Raw genomic sequence first — 16,322 nt, forward strand, 5'->3', positions numbered from 1 at the left:
CCGTCGTTCATTGCGTGGGGTTCGCTAAAGGGGAAGTCCACCGGCTGCCGCCCTGCGACGGCCGTGGACATGCGTAACTCAGTGCACAGCGTCAGTGCACAGCGCCTTGCGGCGTGACTTCGATAGCCGTCGCCGAGACGAAAACCGCGTGGATCGTGTCGCCGACGTGCAGGTCCTTCAGGTCGAAATCCGGCGTGACCCTGATGATCTGCGTCTCGTAGACACCGCGCAGCGTGAGCAGGCGTTTGGCGGGATCGATCTTCTGCACGGTGGACAGCGTTTCGACCTGATGCACCGAATCCCGGCCGTCCGGACCTTTCAGGGTCACCTGAGCATCGACGCGCTCACGGATGCCCTTGCCGGCGGGGTCCACCTTTTCGGCCTGCACGAGCAGTGCATTCTTGTACAGCACATCGACCTTATCGCCCACGCGCAGCTTGTCGAACCCGGCCATTTTTCCATCCACCTGCATCGTGACCTCGATGCCGTCTTCGCCCTTCAGCGTGACCGTGCGAGCACCGGCGTCGATCGCGATGATGCGCGCCTTCAGGTGGATGGGCGGCGCAGCTTCCACGAGGCTATCCGCAGCCTTTGCGAGCGAGTCCGCTGCCTGCACCGAGGTCGCCGCCAGCGCGGCTGCCAGCATGACCGACGCGATCGTTGCCAATTTCATTTTAATGTTATCCCTAAAGGTTAATCTGCCTGTTCACGGGCAGACGCAGTCGAAAAGGCGGCGACCCGCACCACCAATCCGAATTGAGGTGAAATTTTGTTAGTTATCCGATATTTAACACCGGAAAAAACTGACGTCTCACTTCCGGCCACTATAAATGACCACCCTTGGGCTTTACCACCAATACTGCTTGAAAACAGTTTTCGAATTTGTCGAAACACGGCGAGAACCACCATCGGGCAGGCACGCCGGAAAACCCCGCGCCGCCCGCCCTCAGGGGCCGGTGTGCTATCGTATTGGCGCATCTGGTGCCCCGCCGGCTCGACGGCTGGCGGGGTTAAACGGGAAACAGGGAAGCGTCTTCACATCGCGCTCGCAAAACGAGCGAACCACGCGAAACATGAAGCCGCCTGGCCTGTGCTGTCCCCGCAACGGTCACGCGGCGAGCGGAATGAAGCATGTTCCGCGCAGTGCGTTCAAGGCCACTGCCTGCAACCCGCAGGTGGGAAGGCGAACGCGATGAGCCGTCAGCCCGGATACCGGCCAGGTGCAAGGGGGCGAGAACCTGATCGCCATTCGCTGGAACCGCGGGAAACGGATACCAGCGCCCACGCGCGGCGCCGGCTCAAGCAGCCGTCGCGCGTCACACGCAACATCGCATGACCTGTCACACACAAGCGCCCGCCCGTGCAGCGGCGCTCTCCTTGCCATGAGCCGCGCCTGGCTGATCGGCGCCGGCCCCGGCGACGTCGAACTGCTGACGCTCAAAGCCGCGCGCACGCTCGCGCTGGCCGACGTCGTGCTGGTCGACGATCTCGTCAATCCCGAGGTCTTGCAATTCGCGCGCGACGACGCGCAGATCGTCCACGTCGGCAAGCGCGGCGGGCAGCAATCCACACCGCAACCCGAAATCGTCGCGATGATGCTCGATCATCTGCGCGCGGGCCGCAGCGTCGCGCGGCTCAAAGGCGGCGACCCGTTCGTGTTCGGCCGCGGCGGCGAAGAGCAACAGGCGTTGCAGGCCGCGGGCATTCACGTCGAAATCATCAGCGGAATCACGGCGGGCATCGCCGCGCCCGCTGCGATCGGCATTCCCGTCACACATCGCGATCACGCGCAGGGCGTGATCTTCGTCACCGGCCACGGCGCGGGCGAGCATGAAGCGGACTGGCGCGCGCTCGCCGCCACGCACATGACGCTCGTCATTTACATGGGCATGCGGCGGCTCAACGAAATCGTCGACGCGCTGCTGCGCGCCGACATGCCGCCGGACACACCTTGCGCCGCGATCGAATCGGCCACGCGCCCCGAGCAGCGCCATGTCCGCGCGACGTTGAGCGAGTTCGTGCAACGCGTCGCGCAAGCGCAGCTCGGTTCGCCGTCGATTGTCGTGATCGGCGGCGTCGCATCGCTGGCTGCGCCCGTCGATGCCATGCTCAAGCCATGACGGCGCTGATCGCGGGCATCGGTTGCCGGCGCGGCGTATCGGCCGAACAGATCGAAGCCGCCGTGCGCGACGCGCTTGGTGGCGCGCTGCCGTTTTCGGCACTGATCGCGGTTGCGTCGATCGATACGAAAGCCGATGAGCCGGGACTCGTCGTATTCTGCGCACGGCATGCGCTGCCGCTGCGAACCTTCACGCGCGCAGCGATCGCCGCGCTCGATACACCGATCGACACATCGCCGCACGTGCGCGCGCATCTCGGCATCGACGGCGTTTGCGAGCCGTGCGCGCTGCTCGCGGCGCAAGGCGGCGAACTGCTAGTGCGCAAACAGGCGCGAGACGGCGTTACCGTCGCCATCGCGTGCGCTGCCGCACACCCTCATTCCACCGACACAACCAGAATCAAGGAACATCGATGAAGACCGATCCCGAATCGCATGCACGCATGACGCAGCGCCGCCGCGAAGGCCACGAGAAGAAGCAGGCGCAGGCCAACGTCGAAAAGGGGCTGCTGATCGTCAACACGGGCACGGGCAAGGGCAAGTCGACGGCGGCGTTCGGCATGGCCGTGCGCGTGCTCGGCCACGGCATGAAACTCGGCGTCGTGCAGTTCATCAAGGGCGCGCTGCATACGTCCGAGCGTGATTTTCTCGGCGCGCAGGCGAATTGCGATTTCGTCACGATGGGCGACGGCTACACCTGGAACACGCAGGACCGCGAGGCCGACATGGCGACGGCGCGCAAGGGCTGGAACGAGGCACGCCGCATGATCGAAAGCGGCGAATACCAGATGGTGATTCTCGACGAGTTGAATACCGTGCTGAAGTACGAATATCTTCCGCTCGAAGAAGTGCTCAATGTGGTGAACGCGCGGCCTGAGATGCTGCACGTCGTCATCACGGGCCGCCACGCGCCCGACGCGCTGATCGACGCCGCCGATCTCGTCACCGAGATGCGCATCGTCAAGCATCCGTACCGCGAGCAGCATGTGAAAGCGCAACGCGGCGTGGAGTTCTGAACGATGCCCGCGTGCCCCGCTCTCTTCATCAGCGCGCCGGCGTCGGGCCAGGGCAAGACGACGGTCACGGCCGCGCTTGCGCGGCATCATCGGCGGATGGGGCGTGAGGTGCGCGTGTTCAAGACGGGCCCGGATTTTCTGGACCCGATGATTCTCGCGCGCGCGAGCGGCGCACCCGTTTTGTCGCTCGACCTGTGGATGGTCGGCGAACGCGCGTGCCGTGCGTTGCTCGCGCAGGCCGCGCGCGAAGCGGATCTGATTCTGATCGAAGGCGTGATGGGTCTGTTCGACGGCACGCCGAGCAGCGCCGACCTCGCGGCGAAGTTCAACGTGCCCGTTGCCGCCGTAATTTCTGCGAAGGCGATGGCGCAGACCTTCGGAGCGATCGCCTTCGGCCTCGCGCGCTTTCGTGACGACGTGCCGTTTCATGGCGTGTTCGCGAATCGCGTTGGCTCGGCGCGTCACGCGCAGATGCTCGAAGAAGTGTTGCCGCACGATCTGCCCATGCTCGGTCATCTGTCGAGCACCGATGCGATCGAATTGCCCGATCGTCATCTCGGTCTGCTGCAAGCCGCGGAGATCGACGACCTCGATGCGCGCCTCGATCGCGCGGCAGATGCGCTCGCGTCGACCGCGCTCGCGCAGTTGCCGCCTGCCGTCACGTTCGAAGACGAGGCCGACGCAGCGACGTTGCCGCGCCTGCTCGACAGCCTGCACATCACGATTGCGCGCGACGCCGCGTTTTCGTTCATCTATCCGGCGAACGTGCAACTGCTCGAAGCGCTCGGCGCGCGTCTCACATATTTCTCGCCGCTCGCAGATGAAGCCGTTCCCGACGATGCAAACGCGCTCTATCTGCCCGGCGGCTATCCCGAGTTGCACGCAAACGCGCTTGCGGCCAACGCGCGCGCTGCGGCATCGATTCGCGCGCATGCGACAGCCGACAAAACCATCGTCGCGGAATGCGGCGGCATGCTTTACCTGCTCGACAGCGTCACCGACACGCAAGGCGGCACCACGCCGATGCTCGGCCTGCTGCCCGGCAGCGCGGCCATGCAAACGCGCTTTACGGCGCTCGGCATGCAGCAGATGGACGACGGCGTGCACGGCATGCTGACGGGCCACACGTTCCACTATTCGCGCGTGAGCACGCCGCTCGCCCCCGTCGGCCATGCGACGCGCGCCCAGTCCGACGCACCCGGCGAAGCGATCTATCGCCGGGGTTCGATCGTCGCCACTTACATGCACGGCTACTGGCCGTCCAATCCAGCCTTCGCGGCTGCCCTCTTCCATGGCCGAGCCTTTTGACGACGCCGAGCGCGCCGCCGTTTACCGCGCGATCTACGAACGGCGCGACATGCGTCACTTCGTGCCCGCGCCCGTCGATCCCGCCGTGCTGGCGCGTCTCATCGACGCCGCGCATCACGCGCCGAGCGTCGGCTATATGCAGCCGTGGCGGATCGGGCGCATCACCGATCCCGCGCTGCGCACGCAACTGCATGCCGCCGTCGACCGCGAAAGGCTGTTGACGGCGGACGCGCTCGGCAAGCGGCGCGACGAGTTCATGAAGCTCAAGGTGGAAGGCATGCTCGAGTGCGGCGAGCTGCTGGTGATGGCGCTGATGGACGGCCGCGAGAAACACGTCTTCGGACGGCGCACACTGCCGGAGATGGATCTCGCGTCGGTTGCGTGCGCGATCCAGAACATGTGGCTCGCCGCGCGCGCGGAAGGTCTCGGCATGGGCTGGGTGTCGCTGTTCGATGCCGACGAAGTGCGCGCGATGCTCGGCATGCCGCCAGGCGCGCGGCCCGTCGCGCTGCTGTGCCTCGGGCATGTGGAGCGGTTCTATCCCGAGCCGATGCTCGAATCGGAAGGCTGGGCGACGCGCAAGCCGCTCAGCGCGTGCGTGTTCGAAAACACGTGGCCCGACGAACTGTCCGCCTGCAAGGAGGCGCAACCGGAAGGCGGCGCAAGCCAGATGGTCTAGCGCGCCATCAATGCCGTTTTAAACGGCAGTTTCGACGCCTTCTCAGGCGTCGCCCTTCTCGATCCGTTCAAGCCGGTAGCCATAGCCGTAAATCGGCATCAGACGATAACCGTTCTCGGGCCGCAGACCGAGCTTCGAGCGCAGCATCGACACGTGCGTGTCCATCGTGCGCGACGGAATCGCGGCAGCCTGCTTCCAGATCGCGTCGAGGATATGCGAGCGCGACAGCGGCCGGCTCAGATGCTTGAACAGCAGCAGCGCGAGTTCGAACTCCTTGTGCGTCAGCGTGACGGCATTGCCGCGCACATGCACGCGCTTCGCACCCGGCTCGAATTCATACTCGCCGAACACTTCCTTCTCGGCCATGGGCTCGCGATGAAACGCGCCGCGCAACAGCACTCCGACACGCGCCAGCAGCGCCGCTGCGCTCACCGGCTTGACGAGATGATCGTCGGCGTCGATGTCGCGATGCGCGGCATCGCTTGCGCGGGTCATGAACAGCACGGGCAGACGCTCCGTGAGATTCTGACGGATCCAGCGCAGCACCTCGTCACCCGACAATCCCGGCGTGTGGCGATCCAGCACGAGCAGATCGAATGGCTGGCTGCGCAACTGTCCGACGAGTGCCCGGCCGTCATCGAATGCATGACATGTGTGTCCCGCCGCCGACAAGATTCTGCACACAAAGTCGGCTTGCGCCTGAGTCTCCTCCAGAACTGCAATTCTCATAAAACCCCGCAACGCTAATTCGTTGTTTCCGTCCGACCGGGTAATCGTCGATGAAGGGATGACGACTCGCGAATATGAAATTTCAAATCCACATACGCTTTGTTCTTCAAGCCCTACACCGAATGCCGGCAAATTGCTTCAGATTGCCAGACAACACCTCGATAGCCCGATATTGCTTTAATGCCTGCGCGCCTCATTGCGACAATGGAACAGCCACAATTAAACAGGCGCACAATCCACTTCTTTTGACCGCGCAGTACAAGCGGATTTTTTTCTTGCATTTTGCTGCCCGCATCGCCCGCCGGGCGGTATTGAGCGCCACGCTGCAAGAGCATGACGCCACGCGCCTGCGGGACGTGCCCGGCACTTCTTTTTGCGGCTGGAAATGACTGGCGTACGACTGAAAGCTGATCGACAGATCATGCTGCCGATACACGAGGCGCTACAACACAAACACCCGATTTGTGTGTCCTATTCCACACATTGGAATAAAAGTTCGTGCCAGTATTCGTGCGATTTAACAATTCAAGCGTCGCCGCTGACGCATTCGATTTAAATCGGGGTGAAGATTATTAGAACGAATTGAATCAGTCAATTAATCTTGCCATTTTTATGTGGCAACGCAGGCATTTCGTTAAATCGGCCCGATGATACCGATAACGGACTTATCGGTGCCATATGCGCTATAGGCTGTCAAAGGCACTGCACTCAATTCGGTTAGCGGCTTTTGCCGCACTGCACTTTAGGGTTGCGAGCAATCTCGCGAGCGCCGCACTTCGGACGGAGCGGCCTTGCATCGCCCTGCGTCATCAATGGCGGGCGACGCAAGTCTTTAACGCGCGATTAGACGACTTCCTCATTTGTATCGTCCGCAGCGGGCGACGCGCAGATCACGTCGACACCGGCGCCCGCCAGCACCCTGGACAGTCCCGCTGCCGGCGCCGCATCCGTGACCAGGGTGTCGAGACCATCCGCGCCGAACACATGCACCAGCGCGCTATGGCCGAACTTCGTGTGATCGGCGGCGACGATGCGGCGCTCGGCTTGCGAGAATGCCGCGCGCGCGAGCGCGGCGTCGGCGGGCTGGGCGTCCATGAAGCGCCCTTTCGCGTCGATGGCCGTCACCGACACGATCGCGTGGCGCACATGGAATTGCCGGAAGAACGCGAGCGCGCTTTCGCCGACGGCGGAAGCATCGTCCGCGCGCAACTCACCGCCCGCCATCAGCACGCGGTTCTCATTGCGCGGCGCGAGCAGCCGCGCGACCTCGGCCGAATTGGTCACGACCGTGAGACGCGCATGCGACTCGAGCGCCTGCGCGATATGCACGCAGGTCGTGCCGCCGTCGAGCATCAGCGAATCGCCATCGCCGATCAGTTGCGCGACGCGCGCTGCGATCGCGCGCTTCGCGTCGCGCTGTTCCACCATGCGACGCCTGAACGGCGGTTCGTCCAGTTGCGCAGGCAGCATGATGCCGCCATGCACCTTGACGAGCAGTCCCTCGGCCACGAGCGGCTTGAGATCGCGCCGGATCGTTTCGTCGGATACCGCGAAGGTGTTGGCCAGATCGGTGATCGTGCAGGTCTGTTGCGCGCGGACGAGCCGCAGGATCTCGTTCTGTCGGTGAGTGGCGAACATCGTTGGCGGGATCTGGAAATTGGCGCCAGTCTAGCAAACCTGTCCGCCCGGCTCCAATACGAATCCATGCAATTCCACATTCATCCTCACCGCCCGCGACCGCATAGTTGTCGGGCAACGTTGCATTTCGGGGATTTTTGCGGCAAAGTACGCAGCAGCTAATTCCCACATACTTCCACTCATTTCCACACTCTTCCGCGAGCCTCCCCTCATGTCAACCCACCTTCCGACGCAGGCGCGCGTCGTCATCATCGGCGGCGGCATCATCGGATGCTCGGTCGCGTATCACCTCACGAAGCTCGGATGGACGGATGTCGTGCTGCTCGAACAGGGCCAGTTGTCATGCGGCACGACATGGCACGCGGCCGGTCTCGTCGGCCAGTTGCGCGCGCAGGAGAGCATGACGAAGCTGATCCGCTACTCGACGGCGCTCTACGCCGAACTCGAAGCCGACACGGGTCTGGCGACGGGCTGGAAGCAATGCGGCTCGCTGTCGGTCGCGCGCACGGCCGAACGCATGACGCAACTCAAGCGTACGGCGGCCGTCGCGCGCGCCTATGGCGTGAGCTGCGAGGTGATCGGCGCGAAGGAAGCCGGCGAACTATGGCCGCCCATGCGCACCGACGACCTGCACGGCGCAGTCTGGTTGCCCGGCGACGGCAAAGCGAATCCGACCGATCTGACGCAGGCGCTCGCGCGCGGCGCACGTCGGCGTGGCGCGCGCATCGTCGAGAACACGCGTGTTACTGCGATCCACACGCGGGCTGTATCGAAGGGCCGCGAAGCGAGCGGCGTCGCATGGCGCGACAAGGAAGGCAACGAAGGCACGATCAATGCACAGGTCGTCGTCAATTGCACGGGGCAATGGGCAAAGCACGTCGGCCGTCTGTGCGGCGTCACGGTGCCGCTGCATTCGGCCGAGCACTACTACATCGTCACGGAGCGTATTGCGGGCGTGCATCCCGACCTGCCCGTGATGCGCGACCCGGACGGCTACATCTATTTCAAGGAAGAAGTGGGCGGGCTCGTGATGGGCGGCTTCGAACCAGACGCTAAACCGTGGGGCATGAACGGCATTCCCGAGAACTTCGAGTTCCAGTTGCTGCCCGACGACTGGGATCAATTCCAGATCCCGATGGAGAACGCGCTACAACGCGTGCCCGCGCTGGAAACGGCGCAGGTGCGCCAGTTCTACAACGGCCCCGAGTCGTTCACGCCCGACAACAACTTCATGCTGGGCGAAGCGCCCGAGCTGCGCAACTTCTATATCGGCGCGGGCTTCAACTCGATGGGCATTGCATCGGCGGGCGGCGCGGGCATGGCGCTCGCCGAGTGGATCGTCGCGGGCGAACCGACGATGGACCTGTGGCCTGTGGACATTCGCCGCTTCGCGCGCTTCAACGGCAACGATACCTGGCTGCACGACCGCGTGAAGGAAACGCTCGGCCTGCACTACGCGATGCCCTGGCCGAACCGCGAACTCGATAGCGCGCGGCCCTTCCGCCGCTCGCCGCTCTATGCGCTGCTGCGCGACGAAGGCGCGTGTTTCGGCAGCAAGATGGGTTGGGAGCGTCCGAATTTCTTCGCGCCTTCGTTAGAAGAGGCACGCATCGAGTATGCGTTCGGCCAGCAGGACTGGCTCCCGTGGAGTGGAGAAGAACATCGCGCGTGCCGCGAAGGCGTCGCACTGTTCGATATGACGTCGTTCTCCAAATTTCTCGTCAAGGGACGCGACGCGCAAGCCGTACTGCAACGGATCGTCGCGAACGATGTCGCGGTGCCCGTTGGCACAGCCGTCTATACGGGCATGCTGAACGAGCGCGGCGGCTACGAGTCGGACTTCACGCTCACACGCGTCGCGGACGATCAATACCTGCTCGTCACGGGCTCCGCGCAAACCACGCGCGATTTCGACACCCTCGACAAGCGCATTCCGCACGACAGCCATTGCATGCTCGTCGACGTGACGAGCCAGTACGCGGTGCTCGCCGTGATGGGGCCGCGTGCTCGCGATCTGCTCGCGAGCGTGTCGAAGACCGACTGGAGCAACGAGGGCTTTGCGTTCGGACAGAGCCGCGAAGTGGATATCGGCTACGCAACGGTGCGCGCGACGCGCATCTCGTATGTCGGCGAACTGGGCTGGGAACTGTATGTGCCCGTCGAGTTCGCAGTCGGCGTCTACGAAACGCTGCATGCGGCGGGCAAGCATTTTGGCCTTAAAAACGCGGGATATTACGCGCTCGAGTCGCTGCGGATCGAAAAAGGTTATCGCGCGTGGGGACGCGAGCTGTCGCCGGATACCAATCCGTTCGAAGCGGGCCTCGCGTTCGCGTGCAAGCTCGACAAGGACATGCCGTTCATCGGCCGCGATGCACTTGTGAGGCTACGCGACGTGCCGCTGCAACGACGCCTCGTCGTGTTCACCGCCGATGGCGCGAGCGATCGCATGCTATGGGGCGGCGAAGCAATCCTGCGCGATGGCAAGGCGGTCGGCTTCGTGAGTTCGGCGGCGTTCGGGCATACGCTCGGCTGTCCCGTCGCAATGGGCTATGTGAAGCGCGACGACGGCGCCGCGCTCAACCAGGCCTGGCTCACGAGTGGCCGCTATCAGATCGACGTCGCCGGCGATCTGCTGCCCGCGACGCTACATCTGAAAGCGCCCTACGATCCCGCTTCTGCTCGTATCAAAAGCTGACGCACACAACGCGCACGTTAGCGCGTAACGATCAGCCGCAGAGCATCGCTGCGCGCGATATCGCGTGGCGTCACGCCGAGCAGCCGCTTCATCCAGTGCGCCATGTGGCTCTGATGCGAAAAGCCGGCTTCGAGCGCGACCTGGCTCGCGCTCAGCCGGCCCTGCAGCAACAACACCTTTGCGCGTTCGACGCGCCGCTGCACGACATGCCGATGCACAGGCACGCCCATCGTCTCGCGAAACAGCACCTTGAAATGCGGCACGCTCAGCTCGACGAGCGCGGCCAGTTCGCTCAGCGTCAGGCGTTCGTCGAGATGCGCCTCGATATAGTCGATCACGCGCGCCGCCGCGCGCGGCGACAGCGTGCGTCTTTTGTCGTCGTATGAAATCGAAGCGCCCGCGAGCCGTACGATCATCGCGGTGCACAGGCTTTCGGCGTAGAGCGGATCGGATGCGTCCTCGGCTTCGAGTTCCGCGCGCATCGCCCACGCCAGATGTTGAAAACGCGCGTCGCGCAACTGGAACTGCGGGCGGATCTGCGCATCGGTGGCGCGCAGGCCGAGCTGATCGAAGGTATTGCGCACGAAATCTTCGGCGAACCAGATGCGCAGGATCGTGCAGCTGTCATCGTCGGACCATTCGCCGTCGAGGCCCGCCGGAATCACGTCGGCATCGCCGTGCGCCTGGATGCGCGCCGCGCGCTGGCCATTGCATCGGCAGACCGCTCGCACGGGCGCGCCGACATGCACGCCGACACGATGATGCTCGATCGCCGGAATGCGATGCGCGCCCGCCGCGATCCCGAGCATTTCCGCGCCAAAACCCGACCAGCCGAGCGACGCGCTCGACAGCAGGCTCGCGCGCCCGCCGGAGTGCGGCACCAACGCAGGGTGGACAGCATTCATCGCTTGCACCTCGTTCCATCGTCTGATTGCCGCATTGTGCTGCGTTTTGCGCTTGCGTGCTGGCCTTTGCTCCGAGGCACGGCTTGCCACGCGCAGATCGTCATCCGGATCTGCTGCCCGTCATCCTTCCATGCGCGTTTCCGGATGCGCCGCCGCGTACGCTTGATTCCCATGAAACCAGTGGAGATAGACGATGTATGTGATTTTTGGCGCAACGGGCAAGGTAGGACGTTCGGCAGCGGCGGCGCTCAGACATGAAGGGCACGCCGTGCGCGCCGTCGTGCGAAGCCCGGCGCAGCAGGAAACGCTGACGCGCATCGGCTGCGAAGTCGTGATCGGCGATCTCAACGACGAAGCATCGATTCACCGCGCGCTCGACGGCGCTCACGCCGTGCAGATGCTGTGTCCATTGCCGCATCGAGACCCGGACCCCGCAGACGCGATGCGTCGCATGATCGATACGGCCGCGCGTGCGCTGCGCGCGCATGCGCATCTGCATGTCGTCGCGCTGTCGGACTATGGCGCAGAACTCGATGCAGACACAGGTATCACGATGCTGTTTCATCATCTCGAAGCGGCGTTCAGAGAGGCTGCGCCGCGCCTCACGCTGCTGCGTTCGGCGGAACACGTGCAGAACTGGGCGCGCGTGGTGCCTGTCGCGCTCGCAACGGGCCGGCTGCCGAGTCTGCATCACCCTCTCGACAGGTCGTTTCCGACGGTGTCCGCGCATGACGTCGGCATCGTTGCCGCGCGCTTGCTGATCGACGGGTTCGATGAAGCGGGCGTTCGAATCGTGAGCGTGGAAGGTCCGCGCCGTTACGACGCAAACGATGTAGCACGCGCGCTCGGCGACACAAGCGGACGCGATATCGTTGCGCACGCGCTGCCGCGCGACGAATGGACGGCGACGCTGCTGCGCGCGGGCCTCAACGCGAATCACGCGAAGCTGATCACCGATCTGTACGACGCGCAGAACACGGGGCGAATCGATGTCGAAGCGGGTACCGGGCGGCGCTTCGGCACGACTGAATTACGCGACGTTATTGCGGCGCTCGTGTCGACGATCAACGCGTGACGGGAGGCATCGCATGCAGTGCTGCCCTTTGATACGCACGATCGGGCATCGTCACGCGCGCCCTCCAGACCCGACGAGGACGCTATACAGGCTCGCGACAACACTCGCCGCGCGACTCGGCTGGCATCGACTGGAGCGACTGCTGAGCTCGATCCCCGACAGCAACGACGACTTCATGATCTTCTGACTCCGTAAAGCAAATGGCCTCGCTGTTTCGCGAGGCCATTGCACGTTGCTCACCGTGCTCAGCGAGTCCGGGCGACACACGTCACTCGTTCTCTTCGAAGTAATGCCCGAATTTCACCTGCTTGGTGCGGATATAGCGCTCGTTCTCTTCGCGCATCGGAATGGCGAGTGCGACACGTTCGCAAACGGGGATGCCGTGCTTCGACAGCGAGTCGAACTTCTTCGGGTTGTTGCTCATCAGACGCACCGACGTCACCTTTAGCAGGCGCAGAATGGCTGCCGCCGAATCATACTCGCGCGAATCGTCGGGCAGGCCGAGATCGAGATTCGCCTCGACGGTGTCGCGGCCCTGCTGCTGCAGCGCATACGCGCGGATCTTGTTCGACAGGCCGATGCCGCGCCCTTCGTGACCACGCAGATACAGCAGCACGCCACAGCCCTCCGCCGCGATATAGCGCAGCGCGAGATCCAGTTGCTCGCCGCAGTCGCAACGGTATGAACCGAGCACGTCGCCCGTCAGACACTCCGAATGCAGGCGCGTGAGCACCGATGGTTGATTCTCGACATCGCCCATTACGAGCGCGAAGTGCTCGGCGCCCGAGTCGTTCACCCGGAACACATAGGATTCGAAGGTGCCGTAGCGGGTGGGAAGCGTGGCGCAAGCGTCGAGCGTGACGCATTCGCCGGTGATTGCGCCGTCAGCGAGCAACGGATCGTGAGACATGGGCATGGCGTTAGCGGAATTGCGGACATGAACCCGTGAGCTACCGGGGATAAAGTACAGAAGCGGAGTTTACCGCTAAACGCCGAATTGTACCTGGCAGTCGCTCCGTGCTGGTGCGCGGCCGGCAATCCGGACCATCGCGGTGCATCACTGCGCGTAGGCACGACGAGAAACGCAGCCTGCTCATTTCCGCAAATCGCATGACATGCGTGATGGTCCCCACGAAACCAGGCGAAGCGAGCGTCGCCGCGCGCGGTGTCGACGTCTATACTTGATTGGCGCCTGTTCTGCGCTTGACGTGCCTCTCCTTCACCCCAGCGCGCCGTGGCCAGGCGTGCTGCACTGCAAACGGAGCCGCTCCATGACTAGCGTTGCACAAGTCCTCAAATCGAAGCCGACTCAAGAGGTCTACACGATCGAGGCATCCGATTCCGTCTACAACGCCATCAAGCTGATGGCCGACAAACAGATCGGTGCATTGATCGTCAAGGAAAACGGGTCGATCGCGGGGATCGTCACCGAACGCGACTATGCGCGCAAGATCGTGCTGATGGACCGCTCGTCGAAGACGACGCCCGTGCGCGACATCATGAGCAGCGCCGTGCGCTTCGTGCGCCCGGACCAGACCACGGACGAATGCATGGCGTTGATGACGGAGCGCCGCATGCGTCACCTGCCTGTCCTGGACAACGAACAGTTGATCGGCATGGTGTCGATCGGCGACCTCGTGAAAACCATCATCGCCGAGCAGCAGTTCACCATCCAGCAGCTCGAACACTACATCCATAGCAGCTGAGCGTCGCGCCGCTGCGATGTCATTTCCGCCGCTGCGACTGCGGCGCGCCCTGCTACGCCTGCCGCGCAAGCCAGCAAAAAAAGCCCAATCCGCGAGGTTGGGCTAAGCCACCTTTCGGCGGCGGAGGTTCATGCTTTCCTTGACGACGGTGCGGCGACCTTCTCCGGTCCAGGCCGCGCCGCCGTTCATATTCTGGTTGCGCGCTTCATACCTGCATCGAACGCGCGCGCGCCGGACCGTGAACACTGCGGCCCGGCTTGTACTCCGGAATCAATGACCGAAGTAGACGTCTTGCGCCGGGTTCAGCGTCTTGGCCGCGCCCGATTGCGACGAACCGTTCGTCGATGCGCCGTAGCCGGTATCGGCAACAGGCGCTTGCGCTACTGCGCCGTTTTGCGCCTGAACGCGCGCTTCGGCAGCCTGGATGTCGGCCGGATAGGTCGAATCGACAGCCGTTGCCGGGTTGTAGCCTGCCTTTTCCAGCTGGACCAGTTCGGCGCGGACTTGCGCGCGGGTCACGGGCTGGTTCGACTGGGCGAACGAGACGGCGGGGACAGCGAGAACAGCAGCGATGACAGCAGCCTTGATGAGCGATTTCATGATAACTACCTCCGAAAGTTGTTTTGTCAGCCGCTTCACACAACCGTGTGTGAAGCCAGTGAGATCAGTGTAGCCATCGGCACACCAAGGGAAAACCCCTATTCCGGAGATACTTAATTGCGCTGAATGAAAGAGTCCGGTCGCTTTGCAAGCCGGATGTCAACTGGAGCGTGGTAAGACGTAATAATGTCGGGGTGGATCGGCGTATCTCACTATGTGGCAAACGCGATGGATGCCACACGTATGGACGGGTTGGACGCGCTGCCCAGGACTCAGGTCAGCATGCAACGTTACGTGGACGGCGCCCCCTCACCGGGCGGCAGAGCCTCAGCCGACAGCAGCTTACGTGGCCCGCTGACAAACGGACTGCCGGGCACATAGAAGCGCAGCAGCCGATGCATCTCCCGCGCGATGCCGATGCGCGTCGTCACCGCGACAGGCGTGCGCGCCTTGCCCGTCGCGCCAAGCCATAGCCCGCGCCCGGTGCAAAGGTCGGCACCGTCGAAGCTGAGATCGATGCCGAGCGCGAGCGCCAGCCGCCCCGGGCCGCGCGCGAGATCGCGCAGCTTCGCGTCCGGCCGGCGCGCCTGCATCCATTCGATGCCCTCCACCGGCTCCAGCGCGCGAATCAATACGGCGGCGCCCGTGCCATCGGGCTCGCTGACCACGTTGATCACGTTGTAGATGCCGTAGGTGAGCCGAACATAAGCATGGCCGTGTTCGAGGAACATCGAGCCGTTGTACGCGCGCCGCCCCGGATACGCATGATTGGTCGAATCGCCGACGGGATACGCCTCGGTCTCGACGATCCGCCCCGCAACCCGACCTTCGGCCAGGTCGCGGACCAGGTATTTACCCAACAGGAAGCGCGCGAGGTCAACCGTATCGATGGGTAGATCGTTGCGGTGTAGAGGAACGAGGGAAAGCGTCGTCTTCGTCATGCGATGAAGCGCCGGGATTAGATGCCGTCGTCCGCGTGAGCCACGCAGTTTGCAGCATGATGACGCGCGGCGCGGTTCGATGCACGGCGCAAGTCGAATGGCACCAGCGGCATCGATCCGTTGTAGCAATGCCGCATCCGGACGACCCTCATCTTCACCATGGAACCAATTGAGGTATCGTTACTGTCCGGCTAGCCGCATCGGCGACTCGGGCAGGCCCGTCCGGTCGGCCAGCCGCGCGGCGTATGGACAATCCGCAACCGTTTTCATCCAGAAGCAAAGAAGTGGTAGTGCAGTGGTATCACGCGTGAAGCGTCCGCTTGCCGGGCGCGTTTCAGGCGCGACACCGTCGCAAATCATGACAACAGGAGAAAGTGAATGAAGGCGATTCAGGCAATCAAGATGGCAGCTGGCGCACTCGTGGTGCTCGCGTCGATCAACGCATACGCGCAGGCAAGCGATGCTGACATGACCGCTCAGCCGAGCGCCAAGCAGACCGCCAAGGCAGCCAAGTCGGCTGACCGCGCGCTGTCGCGCAAGGTTCGCGGCGCACTGGCGAAGGCAAAGGACCTCAGCGTTTCCAATATCACGGTTCGCGCACGTAGCGGTGCTGTGACGCTGCAGGGCTCGGTGCCGGAGCAGCCGCAAGTCGACAAGGCGACGGAAGTCGCGCAAGGCGTGGCAGGCGTGACTTCGGTGAAGAACGCGCTGACGATCCGCCCGGTCGGCCAGTAAACCTCGCATCGCCTGATGGCGCCCGCATGCGGGCGCCCGATTGCAGAACGCACCGCTCTTCGTCGCGAAGAGCGGTGTTTTTCTTTGCAGCGCGCATTTTTGTGGTTCCGTCACACCGCCGGCCTGGCAGGCTGGTTTAATCTCACGGCTATGCGAGCCGCCCGTCAGCCGATGTA

General features: G+C 63.6%; 18 protein-coding genes and 1 riboswitch. Of the genes, 11 read left to right on the forward strand and 7 right to left on the reverse strand.

Annotation, left to right across the window (positions count from 1 at the left end):
- Positions 1-91 precede the first annotated feature (91 nt).
- Positions 92-673 carry a hypothetical protein gene (locus tag C2L64_RS26580; protein ID WP_007579083.1) on the reverse strand — a complete coding sequence of 194 codons (582 nt, stop codon included), beginning with the start codon at positions 671-673 and terminating at the stop codon, positions 92-94.
- 289 nt (positions 674-962) lie between these two features.
- Positions 963-1,235, forward strand: a riboswitch (cobalamin riboswitch).
- Positions 1,236-1,382: 147 nt separating this feature from the next.
- On the opposite strand from C2L64_RS26580, the gene cobA reads away from it, so the two are divergent.
- The 5 genes from cobA to bluB are packed head-to-tail and all read left to right on the forward strand — an operon-like array spanning position 1,383 to position 5,122.
- A complete protein-coding gene (gene cobA, locus C2L64_RS26585; RefSeq protein WP_007579084.1) occupies positions 1,383-2,120 on the forward strand; it encodes a uroporphyrinogen-III C-methyltransferase in 738 nt (245 codons plus the stop codon).
- Positions 2,117-2,536, forward strand: coding sequence for a cobalamin biosynthesis protein (locus tag C2L64_RS26590; RefSeq protein ID WP_007579085.1), 420 nt, complete (start codon positions 2,117-2,119; stop codon positions 2,534-2,536). The genes cobA and C2L64_RS26590 overlap by 4 nt, the downstream gene beginning before the upstream one ends.
- Positions 2,533-3,135, forward strand: a complete 603-nt coding sequence (gene cobO / locus C2L64_RS26595; RefSeq protein ID WP_007579086.1) for a cob(I)yrinic acid a,c-diamide adenosyltransferase — start codon at positions 2,533-2,535, stop codon at positions 3,133-3,135. Before C2L64_RS26590 ends, cobO begins: the two co-directional genes overlap by 4 nt.
- A gap of 3 nt (positions 3,136-3,138) precedes the next feature.
- Positions 3,139-4,443, forward strand: coding sequence for a cobyrinate a,c-diamide synthase (locus tag C2L64_RS26600; RefSeq protein ID WP_007579087.1), 1,305 nt, complete (start codon positions 3,139-3,141; stop codon positions 4,441-4,443).
- Positions 4,427-5,122: a 5,6-dimethylbenzimidazole synthase gene (gene bluB / locus C2L64_RS26605; protein WP_007579088.1), complete on the forward strand. Its 696-nt coding sequence runs from the start codon at positions 4,427-4,429 to the stop codon at positions 5,120-5,122. The genes C2L64_RS26600 and bluB overlap by 17 nt, the downstream gene beginning before the upstream one ends.
- 42 nt (positions 5,123-5,164) lie before the next feature.
- On the opposite strand, the gene C2L64_RS26610 is transcribed toward bluB, so the two are convergent.
- Entirely contained in the window at positions 5,165-5,851 is a 687-nt protein-coding gene (locus tag C2L64_RS26610) for a response regulator transcription factor (RefSeq protein ID WP_007744969.1), read from the reverse strand.
- Positions 5,852-5,925: 74 nt separating this feature from the next.
- Between C2L64_RS26610 and C2L64_RS53395 the strand changes: the two genes are divergently transcribed.
- Positions 5,926-6,240: a hypothetical protein gene (locus tag C2L64_RS53395; RefSeq protein WP_131542588.1), complete on the forward strand. Its 315-nt coding sequence runs from the start codon at positions 5,926-5,928 to the stop codon at positions 6,238-6,240.
- A 454-nt stretch (positions 6,241-6,694) separates the two neighbouring features.
- Here C2L64_RS53395 and C2L64_RS26615 read toward each other — a convergent pair whose 3' ends face one another.
- Positions 6,695-7,489, reverse strand: coding sequence for a DeoR/GlpR family DNA-binding transcription regulator (locus C2L64_RS26615; protein ID WP_007579093.1), 795 nt, complete (start codon positions 7,487-7,489; stop codon positions 6,695-6,697).
- A gap of 211 nt (positions 7,490-7,700) precedes the next feature.
- On the opposite strand from C2L64_RS26615, the gene C2L64_RS26620 reads away from it, so the two are divergent.
- Positions 7,701-10,184 carry a GcvT family protein gene (locus tag C2L64_RS26620; protein ID WP_007579095.1) on the forward strand — a complete coding sequence of 828 codons (2,484 nt, stop codon included), beginning with the start codon at positions 7,701-7,703 and terminating at the stop codon, positions 10,182-10,184.
- A 17-nt stretch (positions 10,185-10,201) separates the two neighbouring features.
- Here C2L64_RS26620 and C2L64_RS26625 read toward each other — a convergent pair whose 3' ends face one another.
- Positions 10,202-11,089 carry an AraC family transcriptional regulator gene (locus C2L64_RS26625; RefSeq protein WP_007579097.1) on the reverse strand — a complete coding sequence of 296 codons (888 nt, stop codon included), beginning with the start codon at positions 11,087-11,089 and terminating at the stop codon, positions 10,202-10,204.
- Between the two features lie 193 nt (positions 11,090-11,282).
- On the opposite strand from C2L64_RS26625, the gene C2L64_RS26630 reads away from it, so the two are divergent.
- Both C2L64_RS26630 and C2L64_RS53400 read left to right on the forward strand, forming a co-directional pair.
- Positions 11,283-12,164, forward strand: a complete 882-nt coding sequence (locus tag C2L64_RS26630; RefSeq protein ID WP_007579099.1) for an NmrA family NAD(P)-binding protein — start codon at positions 11,283-11,285, stop codon at positions 12,162-12,164.
- A gap of 13 nt (positions 12,165-12,177) precedes the next feature.
- Positions 12,178-12,351, forward strand: coding sequence for a hypothetical protein (locus tag C2L64_RS53400; protein WP_158660538.1), 174 nt, complete (start codon positions 12,178-12,180; stop codon positions 12,349-12,351).
- Positions 12,352-12,432: 81 nt separating this feature from the next.
- Here C2L64_RS53400 and ribA read toward each other — a convergent pair whose 3' ends face one another.
- On the reverse strand, positions 12,433-13,080 hold the full coding sequence (ribA, locus tag C2L64_RS26635; RefSeq protein ID WP_035537138.1) for a GTP cyclohydrolase II: 648 nt from the start codon (positions 13,078-13,080) through the stop codon (positions 12,433-12,435).
- 355 nt (positions 13,081-13,435) lie between these two features.
- Between ribA and C2L64_RS26640 the strand changes: the two genes are divergently transcribed.
- Positions 13,436-13,870, forward strand: coding sequence for a CBS domain-containing protein (locus tag C2L64_RS26640; RefSeq protein WP_007579103.1), 435 nt, complete (start codon positions 13,436-13,438; stop codon positions 13,868-13,870).
- A 270-nt stretch (positions 13,871-14,140) separates the two neighbouring features.
- Here the strand turns inward: C2L64_RS26640 and C2L64_RS26645 are convergent, their stop codons facing one another.
- Positions 14,141-14,470 (reverse strand): DUF4148 domain-containing protein, encoded by a 330-nt coding sequence (locus tag C2L64_RS26645; RefSeq protein WP_007579104.1) that lies wholly within the window; start codon positions 14,468-14,470, stop codon positions 14,141-14,143.
- A gap of 290 nt (positions 14,471-14,760) precedes the next feature.
- Positions 14,761-15,411: a DNA-3-methyladenine glycosylase gene (locus tag C2L64_RS26650; RefSeq protein WP_007579106.1), complete on the reverse strand. Its 651-nt coding sequence runs from the start codon at positions 15,409-15,411 to the stop codon at positions 14,761-14,763.
- Positions 15,412-15,789: 378 nt separating this feature from the next.
- Between C2L64_RS26650 and C2L64_RS26655 the strand changes: the two genes are divergently transcribed.
- Positions 15,790-16,146, forward strand: a complete 357-nt coding sequence (locus tag C2L64_RS26655) for a BON domain-containing protein (protein ID WP_007579108.1) — start codon at positions 15,790-15,792, stop codon at positions 16,144-16,146.
- The last annotated feature ends 176 nt before the right edge of the window (positions 16,147-16,322 follow it).

Origin of the sequence: Paraburkholderia hospita, assembly GCF_002902965.1 — a bacterium.
GTDB classification, from domain to species: domain Bacteria; phylum Pseudomonadota; class Gammaproteobacteria; order Burkholderiales; family Burkholderiaceae; genus Paraburkholderia; species Paraburkholderia hospita.